This window comes from Achromobacter sp. GQ309, from assembly GCF_059759315.1.
On sequence record NZ_JCAXDP010000001.1, the window covers coordinates 426,105 to 447,289 of the forward strand.

19 protein-coding genes and 2 pseudogenes are annotated in these 21,185 nt (G+C 65.3%); 14 read left to right on the forward strand and 7 right to left on the reverse strand.

Annotated elements, in window-relative coordinates; genetic code table 11:
* Positions 1-9 precede the first annotated feature (9 nt).
* Both AC6CIE_RS02010 and AC6CIE_RS02015 read right to left on the reverse strand, forming a co-directional pair.
* Positions 10-4,356: a hypothetical protein gene (locus AC6CIE_RS02010; protein WP_498090935.1), complete on the reverse strand. Its 4,347-nt coding sequence runs from the start codon at positions 4,354-4,356 to the stop codon at positions 10-12.
* 477 nt (positions 4,357-4,833) lie between these two features.
* Positions 4,834-5,897 (reverse strand): annotated as a pseudogene (locus AC6CIE_RS02015) (NAD(P)-dependent alcohol dehydrogenase).
* A 107-nt stretch (positions 5,898-6,004) separates the two neighbouring features.
* On the opposite strand from AC6CIE_RS02015, the gene AC6CIE_RS02020 reads away from it, so the two are divergent.
* The gene (locus AC6CIE_RS02020) at positions 6,005-6,889 is read left to right on the forward strand and encodes a LysR family transcriptional regulator (protein WP_218344652.1); all 885 of its coding nucleotides are present in this window, start codon (positions 6,005-6,007) and stop codon (positions 6,887-6,889) included.
* Between the two features lie 28 nt (positions 6,890-6,917).
* Here AC6CIE_RS02020 and bioD read toward each other — a convergent pair.
* Positions 6,918-7,694 (reverse strand): annotated as a pseudogene (bioD, locus tag AC6CIE_RS02025) (dethiobiotin synthase); the annotation flags it as partial.
* Positions 7,695-7,906: 212 nt separating this feature from the next.
* Here bioD and AC6CIE_RS02030 point away from each other — a divergent pair.
* From AC6CIE_RS02030 to AC6CIE_RS02080, 11 genes are all read left to right on the forward strand, one after another.
* On the forward strand, positions 7,907-8,884 hold the full coding sequence (locus AC6CIE_RS02030; protein WP_175138111.1) for a P-type ATPase actuator domain-containing protein: 978 nt from the start codon (positions 7,907-7,909) through the stop codon (positions 8,882-8,884).
* On the forward strand, positions 8,881-9,042 hold the full coding sequence (ccoS, locus tag AC6CIE_RS02035) for a cbb3-type cytochrome oxidase assembly protein CcoS (RefSeq protein ID WP_105239608.1): 162 nt from the start codon (positions 8,881-8,883) through the stop codon (positions 9,040-9,042). The genes AC6CIE_RS02030 and ccoS overlap by 4 nt, the downstream gene beginning before the upstream one ends.
* A 215-nt stretch (positions 9,043-9,257) precedes the next feature.
* Complete coding sequence (gene ccoN / locus AC6CIE_RS02040) at positions 9,258-10,745, forward strand: cytochrome-c oxidase, cbb3-type subunit I (RefSeq protein WP_175123610.1); 1,488 nt, start codon at positions 9,258-9,260, stop codon at positions 10,743-10,745.
* A 10-nt stretch (positions 10,746-10,755) separates the two neighbouring features.
* Positions 10,756-11,478 carry a cytochrome-c oxidase, cbb3-type subunit II gene (gene ccoO, locus AC6CIE_RS02045; protein WP_498090937.1) on the forward strand — a complete coding sequence of 241 codons (723 nt, stop codon included), beginning with the start codon at positions 10,756-10,758 and terminating at the stop codon, positions 11,476-11,478.
* A 2-nt stretch (positions 11,479-11,480) separates the two neighbouring features.
* Positions 11,481-11,657: a cbb3-type cytochrome oxidase subunit 3 gene (locus tag AC6CIE_RS02050; RefSeq protein WP_056563017.1), complete on the forward strand. Its 177-nt coding sequence runs from the start codon at positions 11,481-11,483 to the stop codon at positions 11,655-11,657.
* Complete coding sequence (gene ccoP, locus AC6CIE_RS02055) at positions 11,654-12,619, forward strand: cytochrome-c oxidase, cbb3-type subunit III (RefSeq protein WP_175138112.1); 966 nt, start codon at positions 11,654-11,656, stop codon at positions 12,617-12,619. Before AC6CIE_RS02050 ends, ccoP begins: the two co-directional genes overlap by 4 nt.
* A gap of 71 nt (positions 12,620-12,690) precedes the next feature.
* Positions 12,691-14,181 (forward strand): cytochrome c oxidase accessory protein CcoG, encoded by a 1,491-nt coding sequence (ccoG, locus tag AC6CIE_RS02060; RefSeq protein ID WP_175123607.1) that lies wholly within the window; start codon positions 12,691-12,693, stop codon positions 14,179-14,181.
* Positions 14,182-14,216: 35 nt separating this feature from the next.
* Positions 14,217-14,489: a nitrogen fixation protein FixH gene (locus AC6CIE_RS02065; protein WP_367352646.1), complete on the forward strand. Its 273-nt coding sequence runs from the start codon at positions 14,217-14,219 to the stop codon at positions 14,487-14,489.
* A 16-nt stretch (positions 14,490-14,505) separates the two neighbouring features.
* The gene (locus AC6CIE_RS02070; protein WP_175138114.1) at positions 14,506-14,742 is read left to right on the forward strand and encodes a hypothetical protein; all 237 of its coding nucleotides are present in this window, start codon (positions 14,506-14,508) and stop codon (positions 14,740-14,742) included.
* Between the two features lie 103 nt (positions 14,743-14,845).
* Positions 14,846-15,769: an ABC transporter ATP-binding protein gene (locus AC6CIE_RS02075; RefSeq protein ID WP_175123604.1), complete on the forward strand. Its 924-nt coding sequence runs from the start codon at positions 14,846-14,848 to the stop codon at positions 15,767-15,769.
* Positions 15,766-16,527, forward strand: a complete 762-nt coding sequence (locus AC6CIE_RS02080) for an ABC transporter permease (RefSeq protein ID WP_175138116.1) — start codon at positions 15,766-15,768, stop codon at positions 16,525-16,527. Before AC6CIE_RS02075 ends, AC6CIE_RS02080 begins: the two co-directional genes overlap by 4 nt.
* A gap of 127 nt (positions 16,528-16,654) precedes the next feature.
* Here AC6CIE_RS02080 and AC6CIE_RS02085 read toward each other — a convergent pair whose 3' ends face one another.
* Together AC6CIE_RS02085 and trhA are read right to left on the reverse strand one after the other, a co-directional pair.
* Positions 16,655-17,053 (reverse strand): DUF4168 domain-containing protein, encoded by a 399-nt coding sequence (locus AC6CIE_RS02085; protein WP_175123602.1) that lies wholly within the window; start codon positions 17,051-17,053, stop codon positions 16,655-16,657.
* 243 nt (positions 17,054-17,296) lie between these two features.
* Positions 17,297-17,941 carry a PAQR family membrane homeostasis protein TrhA gene (gene trhA / locus AC6CIE_RS02090; protein ID WP_498090939.1) on the reverse strand — a complete coding sequence of 215 codons (645 nt, stop codon included), beginning with the start codon at positions 17,939-17,941 and terminating at the stop codon, positions 17,297-17,299.
* Positions 17,942-18,413: 472 nt separating this feature from the next.
* Between trhA and AC6CIE_RS02095 the strand changes: the two genes are divergently transcribed.
* Positions 18,414-19,475 carry an extracellular catalytic domain type 1 short-chain-length polyhydroxyalkanoate depolymerase gene (locus AC6CIE_RS02095; protein ID WP_254594141.1) on the forward strand — a complete coding sequence of 354 codons (1,062 nt, stop codon included), beginning with the start codon at positions 18,414-18,416 and terminating at the stop codon, positions 19,473-19,475.
* A gap of 215 nt (positions 19,476-19,690) precedes the next feature.
* Complete coding sequence (locus tag AC6CIE_RS02100) at positions 19,691-20,212, forward strand: DUF1993 family protein (RefSeq protein WP_495601268.1); 522 nt, start codon at positions 19,691-19,693, stop codon at positions 20,210-20,212.
* A gap of 42 nt (positions 20,213-20,254) precedes the next feature.
* On the opposite strand, the gene AC6CIE_RS02105 is transcribed toward AC6CIE_RS02100, so the two are convergent.
* On the reverse strand, positions 20,255-20,752 hold the full coding sequence (locus AC6CIE_RS02105; protein WP_498090941.1) for a VOC family protein: 498 nt from the start codon (positions 20,750-20,752) through the stop codon (positions 20,255-20,257).
* Positions 20,753-20,819: 67 nt separating this feature from the next.
* Positions 20,820-21,176: a DUF1428 domain-containing protein gene (locus AC6CIE_RS02110; protein ID WP_175123597.1), complete on the reverse strand. Its 357-nt coding sequence runs from the start codon at positions 21,174-21,176 to the stop codon at positions 20,820-20,822.
* Between the last annotated feature and the right edge of the window lie 9 nt (positions 21,177-21,185).

The following is a 21,185-nucleotide window of genomic DNA, read 5'->3' on the forward strand; positions in this document are numbered from 1 at the left end:
GGGCAGTCCTCAGGCAAAGGCTTCGGCGTATTCGCGCCAGGCGTAGCGGCTGTCGTCGTCGATGAGCGCCAGTTCCTCGTCCAGCGGCAGGTCGGGACGCGGGCCCATCAGGTCGCGGAATCCCGGGTCGCCGTTGGCGCCCGCGAACTTGCGCTCGCAACTGATCTCCACGGTCTTGGAAAACATGAAGATCTCGATCTCGATCGTCAGCGTGGCGCGTCCGGCGCACTTGCCGCTTTCGAACTCGTAGCGCATCTCCAGGTAAAGCTCGATCGACACGCTGATCAGGCCCAGCACGCTGACGTACCCGCCCATGCGGAAGTACCCGGTCAGCGAGCACGCGGTCTGCTCCATGCGGAAATAGATGCCCGCCATGACGTGCACGCCGCCCGAGGCCACGCCCAGGTTCACGGACACGCTGGCGCCGAACTCAAACGCCGCCTCCATGATCTGCACGCCCTTCGGATCCAGCGTGATGCCGAAAAAGCCCCCGCCGCCGAACATGCAGACGGACAGGTTGAAGGGTTGCTCGCGTGTGCAGAAGTTGAAGCGCACAGACAGCGGCTGGCCGATGAAGGGCACCGTGAAGCCCGCGCCCAGACTCAGGTTGGACAGGTTGAACACGCCGATGGCGATGGCCGGCAGCGCCACGTTGTAGCCTGCGTCGATGCCTTGCGGCGTGATGTCCAGATGCGGCGGATCGGAGAAGCCGTCCAGCGGAATCAGGTCGCGCAGCGTTTCCACGAACGACAGCGGCCCGACGAACTTGATGCCCGTCAGCAGCACGTCCACGTTCATCTTGGACGCGGTGTCCACGCGAAACTCGATCTTCTCGAAATTCAGCTCCAGAAAGCTGGCCGGCGCGATCAGCACCAGGTCAAAGCTCTTGAGCGAACACGTCACCGACAGCTTGGGCGCGCTCTGGCCGTTCTTGCGCACCTTGGCTTCCACGGCCACGCGAAAGCCCTGCGGGTCATTGGCGCGAAAGAGCGGCGGTTCGCCCGCGACCAGCGACCAGCTCTTGATCGCGGGGTTCCAGTCAAAGCGCAGAGTCAATTCGTCGCCGGTCAGCATCTCCAGCAGCTCGGCGCTGGCCAGCACCGCATCCATGGCGGTTTTCACGGCGCGCAGCGCGGTGGTCAGCAATTGGCGCGGCGCGCCGTCCAACAGTACGGAAGCGGCAATCGTGTCGGCCAACGGCTGCACCGCCGCGGAAACGGCCTGCAGCCGGGGCTTGAGCACCGTGGGGTCCGAGAAGATCGCGCCCAGTTGATCGGGTTGCCCGACCAGCGCATCCAGCGCGTCGTACAGCGTCTTGCCTTGCGTCAGCAGCACGGGCACGACGCCCAGGCCGTTGACCAGGATTTCGGCTGTCCGTGCCGCTTCCAGCAGCGACTGGCGCAGACCCGACGGCAGCGAGACGCCGCCGACCTTGGCATCCGCCGCGCCCCGCAAGTTGGTGATGGCGCCTTGCGCTGCGGTCAACGCTGCTGGCAGGCCGGGTAGGGCGGGCGCCGTGTCGAAGGACATGCCGGCCAGCTGCGCTACCTGGGCGCTGATCGCCGTGGCCGCCGCCGCCAGCGCGTCCACCTGGTCGCGCGCGTTCTGCACCAGGGGTTGCGCGTACGCCTCGGCCTGCGCCTGCAGGTCGTCCAGCGTGTCGTCCAGCGCGGTGAGGGCGCCTTGCGCGATGCGGCCCGGTTCCTGCACCATGCCCGCCACCAGCCCGTACAGCCGGCCCGCGTCGTTCACCAGGCTTTCGAGCTGCGAGCAGGCCTCGGCCACGAAGCGCGGCACCTTGTCCGCCTGCCCGGCCACGTCCTCCACGACCTGGATCACGTCGCCCAGCGGAATGCAGCCAAACAACAGCGGCAACGGCAGCCCGCCGCCCGACGCGGGGAACACGTCGGCGCCGATCATGCGCCCGGCGATGAAGTCGTCGGCCTTGCCGCTGATCGGGCCCGCCAGCCGCGACAGCGCCGTGGGCCGCAGATTCGGCTGCACGAAGCCGCCCGAGCGATCGCCTTGCGCCGAGAAGTCCAGAGACGCGCCGCCCTGGTAGCCGGGCTCCGCATCGATGTCGCCGAACACCTGCCCTGCGTTGCCGTCAAAGCCGTGCGCCAGGTAGTACGGATTCCATGTCAGCGTGCTGTTCTTTGCGCTGCCGGTCAGCTTGGCCAGCGCGGCGATGCGGATGGCGGCGCGCCGGATGTACGGATAGAAGACGGGGCCGGTCAGGTCGTCGCTGTACGCCCGCAACTGCACATTGCCCTTGTCGACGACCGCGTCGAATTCCAGCGAGTCGGCTTGCGCCGCCGTGTCGCCCGCCTTCTGGCTGGGCGCCAGCGTTACCTGCTGCTGGTTCATGGGCGCGCTGCGCTGCGACAGCGGGGCGTTTCGCCACGCGGTCCGGGCGGTTTCGGCAAAGTCCTCCGCCTTGTCGAACATGGGCGTCAGCCATTGCCCGGATTGCTTGCGCGGGCAGGCCTCGCCGCCGTCCATGAAGATCATGGGCAGGTCGAACTGCATGACGCGCCCGTCGATGTCTGTGGCCGCGCAGGCGAAGCGGAACGGTGCGCCGCCCACGTAGGGCCAGAACAGCAGTTGGCCCGAGATGCCGCCGGGCGATGCCAGCGGCGAATCCAGGTTGGGCGTGGACGAGGTCAGGATGCGCACGCTGGTCAACGGCATCTGACGGTGCAGGAATACGGTGTTGCCTGCGGGATCGCGCGTCACGTAGTCGGGATGCGCAAAGACCTTTTCGCGCTCGCGCACGACGATGAAAAGGCGTTGGCGCAGGTACGCCGGATTGCCGCTGCGATCGCGATGGAACTTGCGTTCGCTGACCTTGATGAGCGAGACGCGATGGCCGAACGGAAACAGCAGACCTTTGTAGACCACGCGCACATAGTGGTCGCGGCCCATCGCGCCGCGATGCGTCCATTCTTCCAGCGACAGCCCGGGCGCATCCCAGTTGCCGCGAGAATCCAGCCATGCGCCCAGCGCGGACAACATCAGCAGGTTTGTGCCGATGGCCTGCGGCGCGTAATTGGCCACCGAGAAATTGGAAGACAGATGCGCGATCTGGAACCGGTCGAAGTCGTCCATCGGCATGCGGAAGGGGCTGATGCCGGGGGCGGGCAGATACGTGCTGGCCGGCACGGGAAAGGCCGATTGCATGGGCTTCGTGGTGCCTTCGCCGCCCAATGCCCAGACCGCGCGCACGGTGCGCTGGGCGTCGGCCTGCGGCGGTTCGACGTCGGGATCGGCCGACGCGGGCGCCAGCAGCCGCGAATGCCACAGCTCCGTATGCTGTGTGGCCGCGGACGTGGCCGGCGACTTCGCGTGGCGCCAGCGCTCCTGTGCATATGGGCTGAGGATCAGCCGCCACGGCAGTTCGATCGCCGTCTGCTGCGCCGTTGGCGGCGCGGGGCGCGGCCCCCGCGGCACGGGGATGGCGATGTCGCCGGCGCGCAGCGGCGGTACGTCGGTCCGGACGGCCGGCAGGCGGTAGGCCCGCAGTCCCGGACTGCCGCTTGCCTGCCGCAGCAGCAGATTGGCGCCGGGGGCGTCGGGCTGCATGGCGATGCGCGCGTTGCGCAAGGCAAAGCTCGACAGCGCCGCGCGCTGCACCGGGGGCAGCTTGGCCACGCGCTTGTCAAAACCGATCTCCAGCAGGTCGTGCCAGCGAAGCGGGGGGCGCGGCGCCTTGGCCGTGGGCGGCCGTGCGTTGGCGGGTACGGCCAACGGCAGCGACTCGACGGCCTGCAGCACGCCCTCCAGCGTGTACGGCACGTCAAAGCCGTCCGGCACGGTAAAGGCCAGCCGGGACTCGTTGGCGATGCGGGCGCGCACCGGCGGGCCGGTCGGCGGCTCGGCGCCGCCGCCGGACGGCTCGGGCTTGGCGGGCGTGCCGGGACGCGGCGGGTCGGGGTTCTTCGTGCCGGCGGCCGCAGTCTCGAAGAACGTTTCCTCGGCGATGGACTGCGGCGGAAAGTGCAGGATCAACGTCGCGGCGCCGCTGGCGGTTTTTTGCAGCCGCGGCGGCTGTCCCGGCGTGATGGTCAGGTTGCGCAGTTCGATGCGCAAGGCCAGCAGATCGTCGGCGCGCAATACCGGATGGCCGGGCCGCGAGCCGTCGAAGAAGTTGCGGTTGTGATCGGGCGGAAAGAGGGGAAGGATGGGCGGGATGCGGACAACGCCGCCATCGATCACCACCCTTGGTCCGCCTGCGGCGGGTCCGCCCGTTGCAGGTTGGCCCGCCGCCGGGCCGCCTGCCGCAGGTTCGCCTGCCGCAGGTTCGCGGCGTTTCACGGTGTCGGTCTTCGCGGCCGGACGAGGCTTTTTCGTGGCCATGCCAGTTCTCCAAACAAGGAACCCGGGAAACAAATCCCTGCCCATGCCCGTGTACGGGCGATGGTCCAGCTACCTGCGAATCGAACTGCGCACAGCGAACTGCTTGAATGTCGGACTGCTTGATTTGCCCGATCTGAATCGAACGGTGCAAGTGGCGAAAATCTATCCGCCCGCCGCGTCTGCCGTCAATGTCGTGACGGGAGGCCGCGCGTGCCCCGGCTGCGCCCGCACGCGATTCCACGAGCGACCGCAGCAACGGCCGGAAAAGCCGGATGGATGTGAACGAAGGTTGTAGGACGGATGAGGCCAGAGGAACGGTTGAAGTGAATTCTCAACCTTTTGTCCTAAGCGATGCGGCGTAGGTCTGCGGCGCGCAGGTCGGCCGCCATCCCGATTGACGACGTGAATCCGGGTCCGCTTTTTTTTGTTTGCATCCGTAACGAACCCGGCCCCGCTTTGCCTTGCGTGCGTGTTGACCTACGCGGCGGCGCGTTCTTCCTTCAGCGAAGCCATGTCGATCACGAAGCGGTATTTGACGTCGTTCTTCACCAGCCGCTCGTAGGCCTCGTTGACGGCTTGGATCGGCACCATCTCGACATCGCTGACGATGTTGTGTTCGGCGCAGAAGTCCATCATCTCCTGGGTCTCTTCCATGCCGCCGATCGCCGAGCCCGCCAGCGACTTGCGGCCCATGATGAGGTTGGCGCCGGGGATAGGATCCAGCGGCGTCAATGCGCCCACCAGCGCCATGGTGCCGTCCAGCGCCAGCAGCGCCATGTAGGGATTGACGCGTGGCTGACGGGAACGGTGTTCAACAGAAAGTCGAACGTGCCGGCGTGCGCCGCCATGGCGTCGGCATCGCGCGACACCAGCACTTCATCCGCGCCCAGACGCTTGGCGTCGCGCGCCTTGTCGGCAGACGTCGTGATCATCACCACGTGAGCGCCCATCGCGTGTGCAAACTTGACGCCCATGTGGCCCAGGCCGCCCAGACCGATGACGCCCACCTTCTTGCCGGGGCCGACCTTCCAGTGGCGCAGCGGAGAGTAGGTGGTGATGCCGGCGCACAGCAGCGGCGCGACGGCCTTCAGGTCGAGCTTGTCGGACACCTTCACGACAAAATGCTCGCGGACCACGATGCGATCGGAATACCCGCCAAACGTCAGCTGTTCGCTGCCGCGTTCCTTGTCGTTGTAGGTCAGCGTGGCGTTTTCCTCGCAGTACTGTTCAAGGTTCAGTTGGCATGCCTTGCAATGGCGGCACGAGTCCACCATGCAACCCACGCCGGCGTAATCGCCCACCTTGAACTTCGACACGTTCTTGCCCACTTGTGCGACGCGGCCGATGATCTCGTGGCCGGGCACCATGGGGTACATGGAATTGCCCCAGTCGCCGCGCGCCTGGTGCAGGTCGGAGTGGCAGATGCCGCTATACAGGATGTCGATCAGCACATCGTCATCGCCGGGTTCACGGCGCGTGAAGCTGAAGGGGACGAGCGGGGTGTCGGCGCTGTGGGCGGCGTAGCCTTGGGCTTGGATCATGACGGCCTCTTGGGATGTTTATTGAGCAGGCGTTCACAATAATCCCGGGCTGCTTTGCGGTTCAAGCTAGAATTTCGGCATGATTTATTGAACAAATTTGCACAATCATGGCGCTCGACAACCTGTCCCACCTTGCCGCGTTCTCCGCGGTGGCCCGCCTGGGCAGTTTCCGCAAAGCGGGCGAAGAGCTCAGCCTGTCCACGTCGGCGGTCAGCTATGCCATCCGCAACCTCGAAGAGCGGTTGGGCGTGAACCTGTTCAACCGGACCACACGCAGCGTCGCCCTGACTGAAGCCGGCCACCGCCTGGCCGAGCGCCTGCAGCCGGTACTGCACGGTCTGGACGATGCGCTGGACGAAATGAACCACTTTCGCGGCTCCGCCGCCGGCACGCTGCGCATCAATACGTCGCGCGCGGCGTCGTACCTGCTGCTGATGCCGATGGCGGCTCAGTTCCTGGCCGCCTACCCGGACATCCGCCTGGAGATCGGCGAAGACGACAGCTTTGTCGACATCGTGAAGTCCGGCTTCGACGCAGGTGTGCGTCTGCTCGAAGCGGTGCCCGAGGACATGGTGGCCGTTCCCATCGGCCCGGCGCTGCGTTCCGTGGTGGTGGCCTCGCCGGATTACCTGCGGGAGCGCGAGCCGCCCCGGCATCCGGCTGACCTGATGAGGCACGAATGCGTCCGCTATCGTTTCCCCAGTGGCCGGTACTTCAAGTGGGAATTCAAGCGGGACGGCGAGGTGCTGGAGTTCGACGTGCCGGGGCGTCTGGCCCTGAGCGACGTGCATGCCGAGGTGCGGGCGGCCGCCGACGGCATCGGCATCGGCTACGTGCCGGAAAACTACGTTGCCGGACTGTTGGCATCCGGCAAGCTGGTGCGGCTGCTGGAGGACTGGTGCCCGACGATCCCCGGATTCATGTTGTATTACCCCCGCCAGCGCCGTGTGTCATCGGCGCTGCGGGCGTTCATCGACATGGCGCGGCAGTGACGCGCCGCGCACGAAGCCGCCGGCCCGGCTAGTCCGCTTCGGCCTCTGCGCTGTACAGCGACGCCAGACATTCGGTCAGCGGCGCAATGCCTTTGGCTAGTTCGTCGACCGCGGCAGCGTCCACACGCGGCAGCGGCGGTATCTCGGCCAGCACCCGCACGCGGCCAAAGCGTTCGATGGCTTCCTTGTTGCCCGCGGAGAGCGGTCCGCTCATGACCACGCCAAGCACCGGAATGCCGCGCCGCTGCAGCGCCGCGAGGCTGAGCAATGTGTGGTTGATGGTGCCCAGTCCGCTGCGCGCCGCCAACACCACCGGCATGCCCAGGCGCGCGATCAGGTCGATCATCATGTGCGTATCGTCGATCGGCACGTACAGGCCGCCCGCGCCTTCCACGATCAGCGGCGCGCGTGTCGGGGGCGGCACGATGCTGGTGGCGTCGACCACGGTCTCTTCCAGCGTGGCTGCCGCCCATGGCGATAGCGGCGCCTGGAGGACGTAGGCAGGTAAATGCAGGCGGTGGGGCGGCAACTGCGCCAGCTGGGCCACGGTGTCGGTATCGCCCGGATCCTCGGCGACACCCGTCTGCACGGGTTTCCAGTAGTCGGCGTTCCAGGCGCGGGCGAGGATGGCCGACACCAGCGTCTTGCCGATACCGGTATCGGTGCCGGTTACAAAAACCCCGACGGGGCGCCGCGTCGATGTCTTCTGCATACCGCAAGCCAGGTGAATGGTCACCACGGCCCCATGTTGGTCGAGCGCGGCCGGACAGCGCCGGAAACTGCGGACGTGCCGCGGGCGTAGGGGAGGCGGCTGCGGCAGCGCAATGGACAACCGCATTGGCCAGAGCACCGTTTTATCAGTTGCCCCGTCCGCGCGCCACCCGTCACATAGATCAGTGCCGGAGGATGGGCGGGCGGCATGTTGCCGAAGCGCGGCGGCGGGGCAGTGGCAAATCGTCTTTGGCGTCTTGATTCAGATCAAGGCGGTCGGGGACAGGCCTGACTACCATCGGCAACATGCGTGCCAAATCGATTTTCGCCGTCCCGGCCAGCCTGCCCGATGCCGACCGCCAGCAACGCCGCCATGCGCTGGTGCGTCTGTCGCTGGCCTGGCTGGCAATGATGCAGGTCATGATGTTCGCCTGGCCCGGCTATCTGCGCCATGAATCCATGCCTGCCGACGCGCTGGAAACCCTGGACTGGGCCATCGTCCTCATGAACTGGGCCAGCTTCGCGCTGACCGTGCCCGTCGTCCTGTATTCGGCATGGCCCATCTGGCGCCACGCGGGCGCCAATCTGCGGCAGGGCCGCGCCGGCATGGATGTGCCGGTGGCGCTTGGCATCATCGCCGCCTTCATCCCCAGCGTCCACGCCACGTATACGGGGCGGGGCGAAGTCTATTTCGACTCGGTCACGATGTTCGTCGCGTTCCTGCTGACCGCGCGCTATCTGGAACTGTGCGCCCGCCAATCCTTCGGCGGCGCGGGTTCCGCCGGCCGCCGCCATGCCCGCGTCGAAGACCAGCGCCTGTTGCTCGGCACGCGCGCCGACCGCGTGGCGTCGCGTTTCGTCATGGTGCAGGTCGCGCTGGCCTTGGCCGCCGCGGCGGGCTGGGCCTACATCGATCCCGCCCACAGCATTCCCGTCATGGTGGCGCTGCTGGTCATGAGCTGTCCCTGTGCCATGTCCATGGCCGTTCCCACCGCCATGGCTTCCGCGCACAGCGCGCTGGCGGCGCATCCCGACATGCCCGAGGCCGCGCTTGACGCGCTGCTTGCCGAGGCCCGGCGCAAGGCGCGGCAGAATCTTTACGGCTCGCTCGTCTGGCATCTGCTGATGACGCCGCTGGCCCTGGTGGGCTGGGTCACGCCCTGGCTTGCCGCCATCACCATGCTGGTGTCGTCGCTGGCCGTGGCCTACAACTCCTGGCGCCTGTGCCGCCGCGACTGGTCGGGCCGTCTGGCCGCTGGCGCCGCACTGGGAGCAGCGCCATGACCATCCTCTACCTGCTACTGCCGCTGTCGCTGCTTTTCGTGCTGGCGATCGGCGTGTCGCTGTGGTGGGCCGTCTTCAACGGTCAGTACGACGACACCGACAGCGCCGGCACGGCCATCTTGCGCGACGACGACAGCGGCGCCGCCGGCCGCCGCTGATCGCCGCGGCGCAAATTACCGCCGCCGATGCGCCTCTGCGGACCCCGCCGCAGCGCATCGGCCAGGTCTTTTCACGGCCCGATACCCCTAATAGCGTTGCGGTTATGCAGCGATGTCCAAGGCGTCGCAACCCGGTTGATCCAAATCAACGCCTCCTCGAGTGACTAGTCCCATCATCGAAGCCTGGAAGTTCTTGTTACTTTAGGGGATGGGTGATGAACGATTGCCCCGCAATCGCAAGCAAGTCCGATACCTTCAACTACAAGGTCGTGCGGCAGTTCGCCATCATGACCGTGGTCTGGGGCATTGTCGGCATGGCTGTCGGTGTTTTTCTGGCCGCTCAGCTAATTTGGCCTCAATTGAATTTCGACACCGCATGGCTCAGCTACGGCCGCCTGCGCCCGCTGCACACCAACGCCGTGATCTTCGCCTTCGGCGGCAGCGCACTTTTCGCGACGTCCTACTACGTCGTCCAGCGCACCTGTCAGGCGCGCCTCTTCTGCGACAAGCTCGCCGCCTTCACGTTCTGGGGCTGGCAGGTCGTCATCGTCGCAGCCGCCATCACCTTGCCCATGGGTTTTACCAGCAGCAAGGAATACGCCGAACTCGAATGGCCCATCGACATCCTGATCACGCTGGTCTGGGTCGCCTACGCCATCGTGTTCTTCGGCACCATCATCAAGCGCCGGTCCAAGCACATTTACGTGGCCAACTGGTTCTTCGGCTCGTACATCCTCACCATCGCCATCCTGCACATTTTCAACAACATTGAAATGCCGGTGTCGATGTGGAAGTCCTACTCCGCCTACGCGGGCGTGCAGGACGCCATGGTGCAGTGGTGGTACGGCCACAACGCGGTGGGCTTCTTCCTGACCACCAGCTTCCTGGGCATGATGTATTACTTCGTGCCCAAGCAGGCCGGCCGTCCCATCTACTCGTACCGCCTGTCCATCGTCCACTTCTGGGCGCTGGCCTTCACGTACATGTGGGCGGGCCCGCACCATCTGCTGTACACCTCGCTGCCCGACTGGACCCAGTCGCTGGGCATGACCTTCTCGCTGATCCTGCTGGCGCCTTCCTGGGGCGGCATGATCAACGGCATCATGACCCTGCAGGGCGCCTGGTACAAGCTGCGCACCGACCCGATCCTGAAGTTCATGGTCACTGCGCTGTCGTTCTATGGCATGTCCACCTTCGAAGGCTCGATGATGTCGATCCGCACCGTGAACGCGCTGTCGCACTACACGGACTGGACCATCGGCCACGTGCACTCCGGCGCGCTGGGCTGGGTCGCCATGATTTCGTTCGGCTCGCTCTACTACCTGATCCCGCGCCTCTATGGCCGCGAAAAGATGTACAGCGTCAAGGCCATCGAACTGCACTTCTGGATCGCGACCATCGGCGTGGTGCTGTACATCGCCGCCATGTGGATCGCCGGCGTGCAGCAGGGCCTGATGTGGCGCGACACGGCGCCGGACGGCACCCTGGTCTACAGCTTCGTCGAAGAACTGAAGACGCGCGTTCCGTACTACCTGATCCGTTTGCTGGGTGGAACCCTGTTCTTGTGCGGTGTGTTCGTCATGGCCTGGAACGTATGGAAGACGGTGAGCGGCGCGACCGCGGTCAATCCCGCCATTCCGCAAGACGATCCCCATGCCGCCCGTCCGTCGGTCCCCGCGACCGCCGTGCCGGCCACTGTTTGACGAGGACATCATGGCCAACAAGAATCACGGCTTCTTTTCTCATCAGACCCTCGAGAAGAACATCGGCTGGATGATCATCGCCAGCATCCTGGTGGTCTCCTTCGCAGGCCTGGTGCAAATCATCCCGCTGTTCTTCCAGCACAGCACCACCCAGCCCGTGGCGGGCGTCGAACCCTACAGCCCGCTGCGGCTGATGGGCCGCGACGTCTACATCCGCGAAGGCTGCGTGGGCTGCCACTCGCAGCAGGTGCGCGTGCTCGCCGCTGAAGTCCAGCGCTACGGGTCGTACTCGCTGGCGTCCGAGTCGGTGTTCGATCACCCGTTCCTGTGGGGTTCCAAGCGCACGGGTCCGGACCTGGCGCGCGTCGGCGAGCGCTACTCCGACGACTGGCACCGCATCCACTTGCGCGATCCGCGCAAGGTCGTGCCCGAATCCAACATGCCCGCCTATCCGTGGCTGGAAAAGACGGTCATCACCGGCCAGAACGTCGACCAGCGCATGCGTGCCCTGCGTGCCCTGGGCGTGCCTTATACCGACGAGGAAATCGCCGCCGCGCCCAAGGCCATCGAAGGCAAGACGGAAGAAGACGCGCTGGTGGCCTATCTGCAAGGCCTGGGTGTCGGCGTGCGCAAGGCGCAGCTTGCCAAGCAGGCCGAAGAGGCCAAGAAGGCTCAGCAACCTGCCGCCCAATCGGCCGTGCAACCCGCCGCGCAAGCGGCCACGGGAGGCTGATCGTGGTCGGCTACCTGAGCGCAATCGTCACCGCCATCTCGATGGCAACCTTTTTCGGCATCGTCTGGTGGGCCTGCTCGCGCGGCCGCCAGGGCGCCAACCGCGAGTCGGCCATGCTGCCGTTCGCACTGCCCGATGAATTCGGGCAGGCACAACAAGATGGAGCGAATCGGTCATGAGCGATTTCGTCAATGGCTTCTGGGGGTATTTCATCTCGATCGTCGCCGTGGGCGGGGTGGTGTGGTGCGTGTGGCTGCTGTACACGCAACGCCGCTGGCTCACCGCCAAGCCGGCCAGCGGCCAGGTCGAGGACACCGGGCACGTCTGGGACGGCGACCTGACCGAACTCAACAACCCGGTCCCCACCTGGTGGACGTGGATGTACCTGCTGGCCTGCGCCTTTGCACTGGGATACCTCTTCCTGATGCCGGGCCTGGGCGAATACAAGGGCAAGCTGGGCTACAGCAGCGCCGACGAAGTGGCGCAGCAGCAGGCCAAGATGGCTGAAGCCGTGCGTCCCATCTATGCGCGCTTCGAGACCATGACGGTGCCGCAGATTGCGCAGGATCCAGGCGCCCGTGAAATCGGCCAGCGTCTCTTCCTGAACACCTGCGCGCAGTGCCACGGCTCCGACGCTAAGGGCGCGCCCAGCTTTCCCAACCTGACGGACGGCGACTGGCTGCACGGCGGTTCGCCCGAAGCCATCATGCAGACCATCAAGGAAGGCCGCCACGGCATCATGCCGCCCTGGAAGGCTTCGATCGATCCCAAGATGGCCGGCGACATCGCGCAGTACGTGCGTTCGCTGTCTGGCCTGACCGCCGATCCGGTCCGCGTGTTCCGCGGCAAGCGCGAGTTCGCCAACTTCTGCGTCGCCTGTCACGGTGTCGATGGCAAGGGCAACCAGCTTGTCGGCGCGCCGAACCTGACGGACGACGTGTGGCTCTACGGCAGTTCGGAAGCCAGCATCGTCAAGACCATTCTTGATGGCCGCGACAACCGCATGCCGGCGCACGAACACATCCTGAGTCCCGAGCAGATCAAGATCCTGACTGCGTGGGTCTGGGGACTGTCCAACAAGCCCGACGCGTCTACGCAGACCGCTGCCGCGCCGGCCGAGGGCAGCACTGCCAAGCAGTGAACCGGCAGCACGTAAATGGGAGGCCGCGCGGCCTCCCATATCACTAAGCACTTACAAGCACGGAGCAGCAAATGGAAGATGGGTCAACCGCAAGCGTCAGCAGTTCGCCTGGCGGTGACCCGCCGCCCTGGCGGCCGCATACGCGGCCGCCGCGTCCTGGCCAGGAGACCCTGGAGCAGACGTTGGCGGGGGTGCGCAGCAAGATCTATCCGCGATCCGTCAGTGGCATCTTTGCCCGCTGGCGTATCGCGTTCGTCTTTATCACGCAGATCATCTTCTACGGCTTGCCCTGGCTCGAATGGAACGGCCGCCAGGCGGTGCTGTTCGACCTGGGCGCGCGCAAGTTCTACATCTTCGGCCTGGTGCTGTGGCCGCAGGACGTCGTGTACCTTGCCGTGCTGCTGGTCATTTCGGCATTGGCGCTGTTTCTCTTCACCGCGGTGGCCGGGCGCCTGTTCTGCGGCTACGCCTGTCCCCAGACCGTCTACACCGAAATCTTCATGTGGATCGAGCGCAAGGTCGAAGGCGACCGCATCGCGCGCATCCGGCTGGACGAATCCCCCTGGAGCTGGCGCAAGTTCCGCCTGAAGTTCACCAAGCACTTCCTGTGGATCGCCTTGGCCTGGTGGACCGGCTCTACGTTCATCGGCTACTTCGCGCCCATCCGCGAACTCGGCCACGAACTCTTCGCGCTGCAGCTCGGACCCTGGCAGTGGTTCTGGATGCTGTTCTACGGTTTCGCCACCTGGGGCAACGCCGGCTTCATGCGCGAATCGGTGTGCAAGTACATGTGCCCGTACGCCCGCTTCCAGAGCGTGATGGTCGACCCGGACACCTTCGTCGTCACCTACGACAAGCGCCGCGGCGATCCGCGTGGCGGCCGCTCGCGCAAGGTGGACCACAAGGCGAAGGGGCTGGGCGACTGCGTCGATTGCAGTCTCTGCGTGCAGGTCTGCCCGACCGGCATCGACATCCGTGACGGTCTGCAGTACATGTGCATCGGGTGCGGCGCCTGCATCGACGCCTGTGATCAGGTGATGGACAAGATGCAGTACGAGCCGGGCCTTATCCGCTACACGTCCGAGCGCGCCATGCTGGATGGCCTGTCCACGAAGAGCGCGCGGTCGCATCTGCTGCGGCCCCGCGTCCTGATCTACGGCACGTTGATCCTGTTGCTGGCGATCGCCTTCGTCGTCTCGCTGGTGGTCCGCAACCCGCTGCGCGTCGATGTGATCCGCGACCGCGGCGTGCTGGGCCGCGAGGTGGCAGGGGGCATGATCGAAAACGTGTATCGCCTGCAGATCATCAACACGTCGGACGCGCCCATGCGGCTGCGCCTGACGGCCGAAGGCATGCCCGACCTGGCGGTGCTGGCGGGCCAACAGGGATCGGACGTGGTCGAGGTCGAACCCGCCGCCAACAAACTGGTGCCGATGGTCATCCGCGCCCCGGCGGGCGCAGCGCCCGGCGCCCATCCCATCACGCTGCGCGCCAAGGGGCAGGATGGCGAGAACCGGCAGGTTGAAACCGACGAGGCTGCCAGTTTCTACGTGCCCGAGTAGGGCAGACACCGCCCTGGTCACCAAAAGGAATCTTCATGAACGCTGCACAAATCACCGTTGACGCCGCCGACGCGGCGCATCCCGCCAAGCCCTGGTACCGCGAGCCCTGGCCGTGGATCCTGATGGCGGGTCCGTTCGCCGCCATGGTCGGCTGCTTCATCACGATCTACTTCGCAATGACCCAATTCGCCAGCCAGCCCATCCAGGAGGGTGTGGTCAAACGCGGTCTGGTCATTGAACAAACGGCGTCCGGCGCGACCGCGAGCCCGGCATCGACGCCCGCCGGCTCTGCAGCCGCCAAACCTTGATCGGGGGAGTTCACGCATGGGATTGCGATCTTTGATGTGGATCCTGTGGCCGTCGTTCATGGCGGCCGCTGCGGGTAGCGCACTGATCTTCGCCCTGATCGACCCGCTGGACGTGGCCATTTTCGGCTACGTCCCAACCGGCAGAATGGGCTTCTATACGGTGTCGTTCTTTGTCTTGTGGGTGATGGCCGGCCTGTCCAGCGCGCTGACGGCGTACCTGATGCCCAAGGTTGAAGAAGACGACGACTTCTAGTTCCAGTGTTCCCAAAAAGAAAACACACCGTTCCGCCAGGTTGAACAAGCGCGGGCCGCGCGACGGGTAAAATCCTCCGGCTATGGTCAAGTTGGGGGCTCGCGTGCAGCCAGTCATTTCAGTACAAGGCTTATCCAAGCAATATGCGTCGGGATTCCAGGCGCTCAAAAATGTCAGTCTGGACATCCAGCGCGGCGAAATCTTCGCGTTGCTCGGGCCAAACGGCGCGGGCAAGACGACGCTGATCAGCATCATCTGCGGCATCGTCAATCCCACCCACGGCACGGTGCTGGCTGACGGCCACGACATCGTGTCCGATTTCCGCGCCGCCCGGTCCAAGATCGGTTTGGTGCCGCAGGAAATTTCCACGGACGCCTTCGAAAGCGTCTGGAACACGGTCACCTTCAGCCGCGGGTTGTTCGGCAAGCCGGCGGACCCCGCCTACATCGAAAAGGTCTTGCGCGAATTGTCGCTGTGGGACAAGAAGGACAGCCGCATCATGGCGCTGTCCGGCGGCATGAAGCGGCGCGTCATGATCGCCAAGGCGCTGTCGCACGAACCGGCCATCCTGTTCCTGGACGAACCCACCGCGGGTGTCGACGTCGAATTGCGGCGCGGCATGTGGGAAATGGTGCGACGGCTGCGCGAAAGCGGCGTCACCATCATCCTCACCACGCACTACATCGAAGAAGCCCAGGAAATGGCGGACCGCATCGGCGTGATCCGCAAGGGCGAGATCATCCTGGTCGAGGAGAAGAATGCGCTGATGGCCAAGCTGGGCAAACGCCAGCTTGCGCTGACACTGAAGGCGCCGCTGCCCGGCATTCCGACGGCGTTGGACGCCTACCAGCTTGAGCTTTCGCCCGACGGCTACAAGCTCGTCTATACCTACGACAACGAGCGCGGCGGCGATATTTCGCGTCTGCTGCAGGACCTGAGCCGCCTGCAGATCGAATTTGCAGACCTGAACACCTCGGAAAGCTCGCTCGAGGACATCTTTGTCAGCCTGGTGCACGGTCAATCATGAACTTCTACGCCATCCGCGCCATCTACCTTTTCGAAATGGCCCGCGCCTGGCGCACGCTGATGCAAAGCGTGCTGTCGCCGGTGATTTCAACGTCTCTTTACTTCGTCGTGTTTGGCTCCGCCATCGGTTCGCACATGGTCGAGATTGACGGCGTGAGCTACGGCGCGTTCATCGTGCCCGGCATGATCATGCTGTCGCTGCTGACGCAGAGCGTGGCCAACGCCTCGTTCGGCATCTACATGCCGCGCTTTTCAGGCACGATCTACGAAATCCATTCGGCGCCCATTTCGTATGTGGAAATCCTGATGGGCTACGTCGGCGCGGCCGCCAGCAAGTCCATCATCCTGGGCCTCATCATGCTGGCCACCGCGCGCCTGTTCGTGACGTTCGACGTGGCGCATCCGTTCTGGATGCTGTCGTTCCTGGTGCTGACCGCCGTCACGTTCAGCCTGTTCGGTTTCATCATCGGGATCTGGGCCGACGGGTTTGAAAAGCTGCAGATCATTCCGTTGATGATCATCACGCCGCTGACCTTTCTGGGCGGCACGTTCTATTCGATCAACATGCTGCCGCCGTTCTGGCAGACCGTCACGCTGTTCAATCCGGTGGTCTACCTGGTCAGCGGTTTCCGCTGGGCGTTCTTTGGCGTGGCGGACGTCAGCATCGGCGTCAGCGTGGGCATGACGCTGGCCTTCCTGGTTGCATGCCTGATCGGCGTGCGGTGGATTTTCAAGACGGGCTACCGCCTGAAGACCTGATACAACAGCAGCGTCAGACCTTGCACAATGCGAGAGGCGCCGCATTTCCGTTCAGGACATGCGGCGCCTTGTTTTTCCGAGGCGGCCGTCGTGGGCGGCGTGACTGCGTGCCCGTCAGCGCCCGGGCTTACCGCGCAGGCTGCATCTTCATCAGGCGATCACGAAGCTGGGGATCCTGCTGCACGGCCTGGCCGATGCCGTTGAATTCCTCGACCGACAGCCCGTCCGCGCGGACCAGCTTGACCATTTTTTCGTCGGCTTCCTTGACGACCTTCTGCTTGGCGTCGTCGGTCTTGGCGGCTTCGACCTTCGGACGGTACTCGTCAACGACGCCAGAGATCTTCTGCGACGCCGAAGCGAACTTCTGCAATTGCTGATCCGTCGGCTTCTGCACGGCGGGCGCCATGCCCGGCTGAGCTTGCGTCTGCGCCGGAGCCTGGGCGGCCTGTTGAGCCAGGGCAGGGGCACCGGACAGCGCCGTCGTCAGAATGGCGGCGGATAGGAATGCATATTTGGAACGCTGCATCAAAACTCCTTGTTCCGGTTGAAAGTCCGACCATGATGACCAGCCGGACCGCCGTGGGACAAGTTTCGCGATGTGTTTTCCTGTGTCGGCAGAACACGAGATCTCCGGCGCGCGGCGCGGGGGCAGCCCCGGGGGACGCCGGCCCCTTGCGTTCGAAACGTTTTGCGCGGTTTCGTAGTCGCTGCTGGCCGCGATGTGTCCTTAGGTTTGTCCTTCGGAAGCGGATCGGGCGCCTTTGCGGGCTTACGCCGCGTACCAGAACACCGCGAAGAAATGGCAGACGGTGCCGGCCAGCACGAACAGATGCCAGATGAAATGGCTGTAGCGCCAGCGGTTGTCGAACACAAAGAAGACCACGCCGCCCGTGTAGGCGAGGCCGCCAGCCACCAGCCACCACAGGCCGCCGGTCGGCACCAGTTCAAGCAAGGGTTTGACCGCGATAACGACGATCCAGCCCATCGCCAGATACAGGCCCGTGGATAGCGCGGGCCGGTTGAGCCGCTTGCTGGCCTTCAGGCCCACGCCCAGCAGCGCCAGGCCCCACACCAGTCCGAAGAGGGTCCACCCCCACGGGCCGCGCAGCGCGCCCAGCGCGAACGGGGTGTAGGTGCCCGCGATGAGCAGGTAGATGGCCGAGTGGTCCAGCACATTGAAGATCTGCTTGGCGCGGCAGCGGGGCAGGGCGTGATAGATGGCGGACGCGAGGTACAGCAGGCACATTGACGCGGCAAACACGGCGGCGCCGGCGATGAAGGCGGCATCGCCCTGGCGCACGGCGGCGGCAATCAGGAGCGGCGTGCCGGCCAGCGCGCCCAGGGCGCCCAGGCCGTGGCTGATGCTGTTGGCGATTTCTTCGCCCAGGGTCTGGGGTCGGTCGTTGGGAAACATGGGGAGCCTGTTGATGACAAGTTTTCCACCTTAGGCTTTTTGGCATGCGTCCTCAAGGCGCGCGTCGGGTCAGCTTGACCGATCGCAACGTCGTTACGCTGTGATACATTCGTCCCGCGAACAAACCGCCCAATAGAGGCGTCGCATGTTCTTCACTCCGGGCTTGCACGTCGGCCGCGCCAGGCGCTGCCGTGATCGACACTCTTAGGGGAAGCACTCATGAATCCGGCACCAGGTCTTTCGGTTGGGGCGTCCTCTCCGCCCATCCACGCGTGCGCACCAGACGACAGGCATCCGCCTTGCGGAGCGGCGTAGCCGCGGCGACCGCCGTCCGGCGCTGCCAACCCCGGCACCCCGGGCGGCGCGGCAAACAGGAACTTCCGAACAGGCCCTAACAATGGCGCGCAGTTTCAGCAGTCTGTTTTTCAAAGCGGCAAAAAAAATCACCCGCCTCCAGCGCACGGCAATGCGCATGGCGGCCCCCAAACCAGCCCGCAAGCGCGCCACGCCGGCGCGCAAGACGGCCGCCGGCTCCACGGCGGGGCGGGCGGTCAAGACGGCGCGGCCGGGCGGGACGGCGGGCGCGGGCAGGGCAGCGGCGCCCGAGGCGGCGTCGCTTGGCGCCGGCCGCTGGGAAGCCTCCCGCCAGTTCACGGACAAGACCGGCCGCCGGCTGGCCTTTGCCCGCTACACCCCCGCTTCCGTAAGTGCCACAGCCGCCGGCATGCCGCTGGTCGTGATGCTGCACGGATGCCGACAGACAGCCGAGGCTTTCGCGCGTGGATCGCGCATGAACCAGTGGGCGGACGCCGGGGATTTCATGGTGCTGTATCCGCAGCAATCCCTGGCGCGTCAGGTGCAGCGCTGCTGGCGCTGGTTTCAGCCGGACGACGATCATGGCGGGGCCGAGGCTGATCTGATCGCGGCCCTGATCCGGTCGGAAGTCGTGCGCCACGGTCTGGACCCCGAACGCGTCTACGTGGCGGGCCTGTCGGCAGGGGCGGGGATGGCGGCCCTGGTCGCCCTGCGTCATCCAAGCCTGATCGCCGCGGTGGCCATGCACTCGGGGCCGGTCGTGGGCGACGCGCATAACGCCGGCAATGGCCTCAGCACGATGCGGCGCGGCAGTATCAAGCCGTTGGCGCCGCTGGTGCAAGCCGTGGCGGACCCCGCCGTTTTCGACCTGGGCATGCCGGCACTGATCCTGCACGGCCAGCTTGATCCGGCCGTGGCGCCGCGCAATGCCAGGCAGTTGTTCGAACAGTTCCGCAACCTGAATGCCGCCGATCCGCACGCGTTGCCGATCGAGCGCGTGCTGGGGTTGGGCACCGAAAAGGCGTACCGCCGGGTGGATGTGCTGCGCGGCCGCAAGACGGTGCTGCGGCTGTGCGAGATCACGCGGCTTGAACACGCCTGGAGTGGCGGGGATCCTGCCATCCGGTATCACGCGCGCAGCGGTCCTGATGCCTCCGCGCTGGTCTGGCGGTTCTTTCAGAGTCAGCGGCGTACGGGCGCGATTGCCGTTGCGCAATGACGGACACCGGCGTCAAAAAGGACTGGCCGGTGGCTGGCGGTGGGCAGCAGGCAGGTGGTCGGCTGCGGTGCGCTATTGTCCGGGCATCCAGAATGATGTTGTCGCCGGCACCGGCGTCCGGGCGACCCCGTGGCGGCGTAACATCGCTGCATCCCAAAGCGCCCGGCGCCCGTTGATACCCTTCGCCAACACCCATTTTTACGGAAATCGTCGATATGCCCCTGTCCATGTACCAGGCGTCCGTGCCTGTCTTCATCCGCGGCCTGAACGTGCTGGCCGCGCTGCTGGAAAAGGCTGCCGCGCATGCGCAAGCCACCGGCATCGACCCTGCGGAACTCGTTAACGCGCGCCTCGCGCCCGACATGTATCCGCTGTCGGGCCAAGTGCAACGTGCCAGCGATGCGTCCAAGTTCGCGGCACAGCGCCTGTCGCAAGGCGACGCCCCGAAATTCGCCGACACCGAGACCACGCTTGCGCAATTGCAGCAGCGCGTCGCGGACACGATCGCATATCTGGAAAGCGTCAAGCCCGAGCAGGTCGACGGCGCCGAAGGCCGCCGCATCATGCTGAGCTTTGGCAACTTCAAGCCTGAATTCCAGGGCGACGAGTATCTGCTGACGTTCGCGCTGCCCAACTTCTACTTCCACGTGACCACCGCCTACGGCATCCTGCGCCAGGCCGGCGTGCCGATCGGCAAGCTGGATTTTCTGGGACCGTACCCGCAACTGGCCCCCTGATGAAACCAGGCGACGCGGTGTCGCCCGCGTCGCGCCACAGCCTCATTTTTTTGACGGGTCCCCGCAGCCATCCATCGGCCCCATCTTCGCCATGTTCTGCTGGATCTCCTCGGGCGTGAGGTCCTGCATGTGCGTGGCGATGGACCAGCGGTGGCCGAATGGGTCCACCACCTGCCCGTAGCGGTCGCCCCAGAACATGTCGGCAGCGGGCATCGTGACTTGCGCGCCCGCCGCGACCGCCTGCTGGATCGCGGCGTCTGCGTTGGTCACATACAAATGCAGCACCGCGGGCGTGCCCTTGAGCGCCTTCGGTCCCAGGCTGCCCCATTCCGGAAAATCATCCATCAGCATCAGGACCGAATCGCCGATCCGGATGGCCGCGTGCATGATCTTGCCGTTGGGTCCGGGCAGCCGCATCAGCTCCTCGGCATTGAAGGCTCTCTTGTAGAAGGCGAGGGCGTCGGAGGCGCCCTCGCAAATGATATGCGGCGTCAGCGTGTGCATGCCGTCGGGAATGGGCTTGGCTGCTTTGGTGGACATGATGTGTCTCCAGGTTTATTGAACGGCTGCGGGTTGAATGGTTGCGCTCGGGGCGTGGCCTCGCACGCTAGTTGCCGACCAGCGTGGCAAAGCCGCCCCAGCACATGCGCTTGACGTCGAACACGCCCTCGCAGCACATTTCCGCCAGGCGCGGATCGGACATCACCTTGGCGTTGATGCTGTTGCGCGCTTCCTTGCTGGGGTACAGGATCCACGCAAAGACCACGACTTCGCCTTCGCGCGCGCCGGCTGCCGCGCTGAACGACGCGAAGCCTTCTCCGTCGATGTCGTCAGCCACGCCTTCGCGGTAGTCCAGCGCGCCGTGCTCGCGCCAGATGCCTTCGGCGTGCGTGGCCATTTTCTTGTACGTCTCCAGGTTGGCCTTGGGTACGCACAGCAGGAAACCGTCTATGTACTTGTCCATCGATCACTC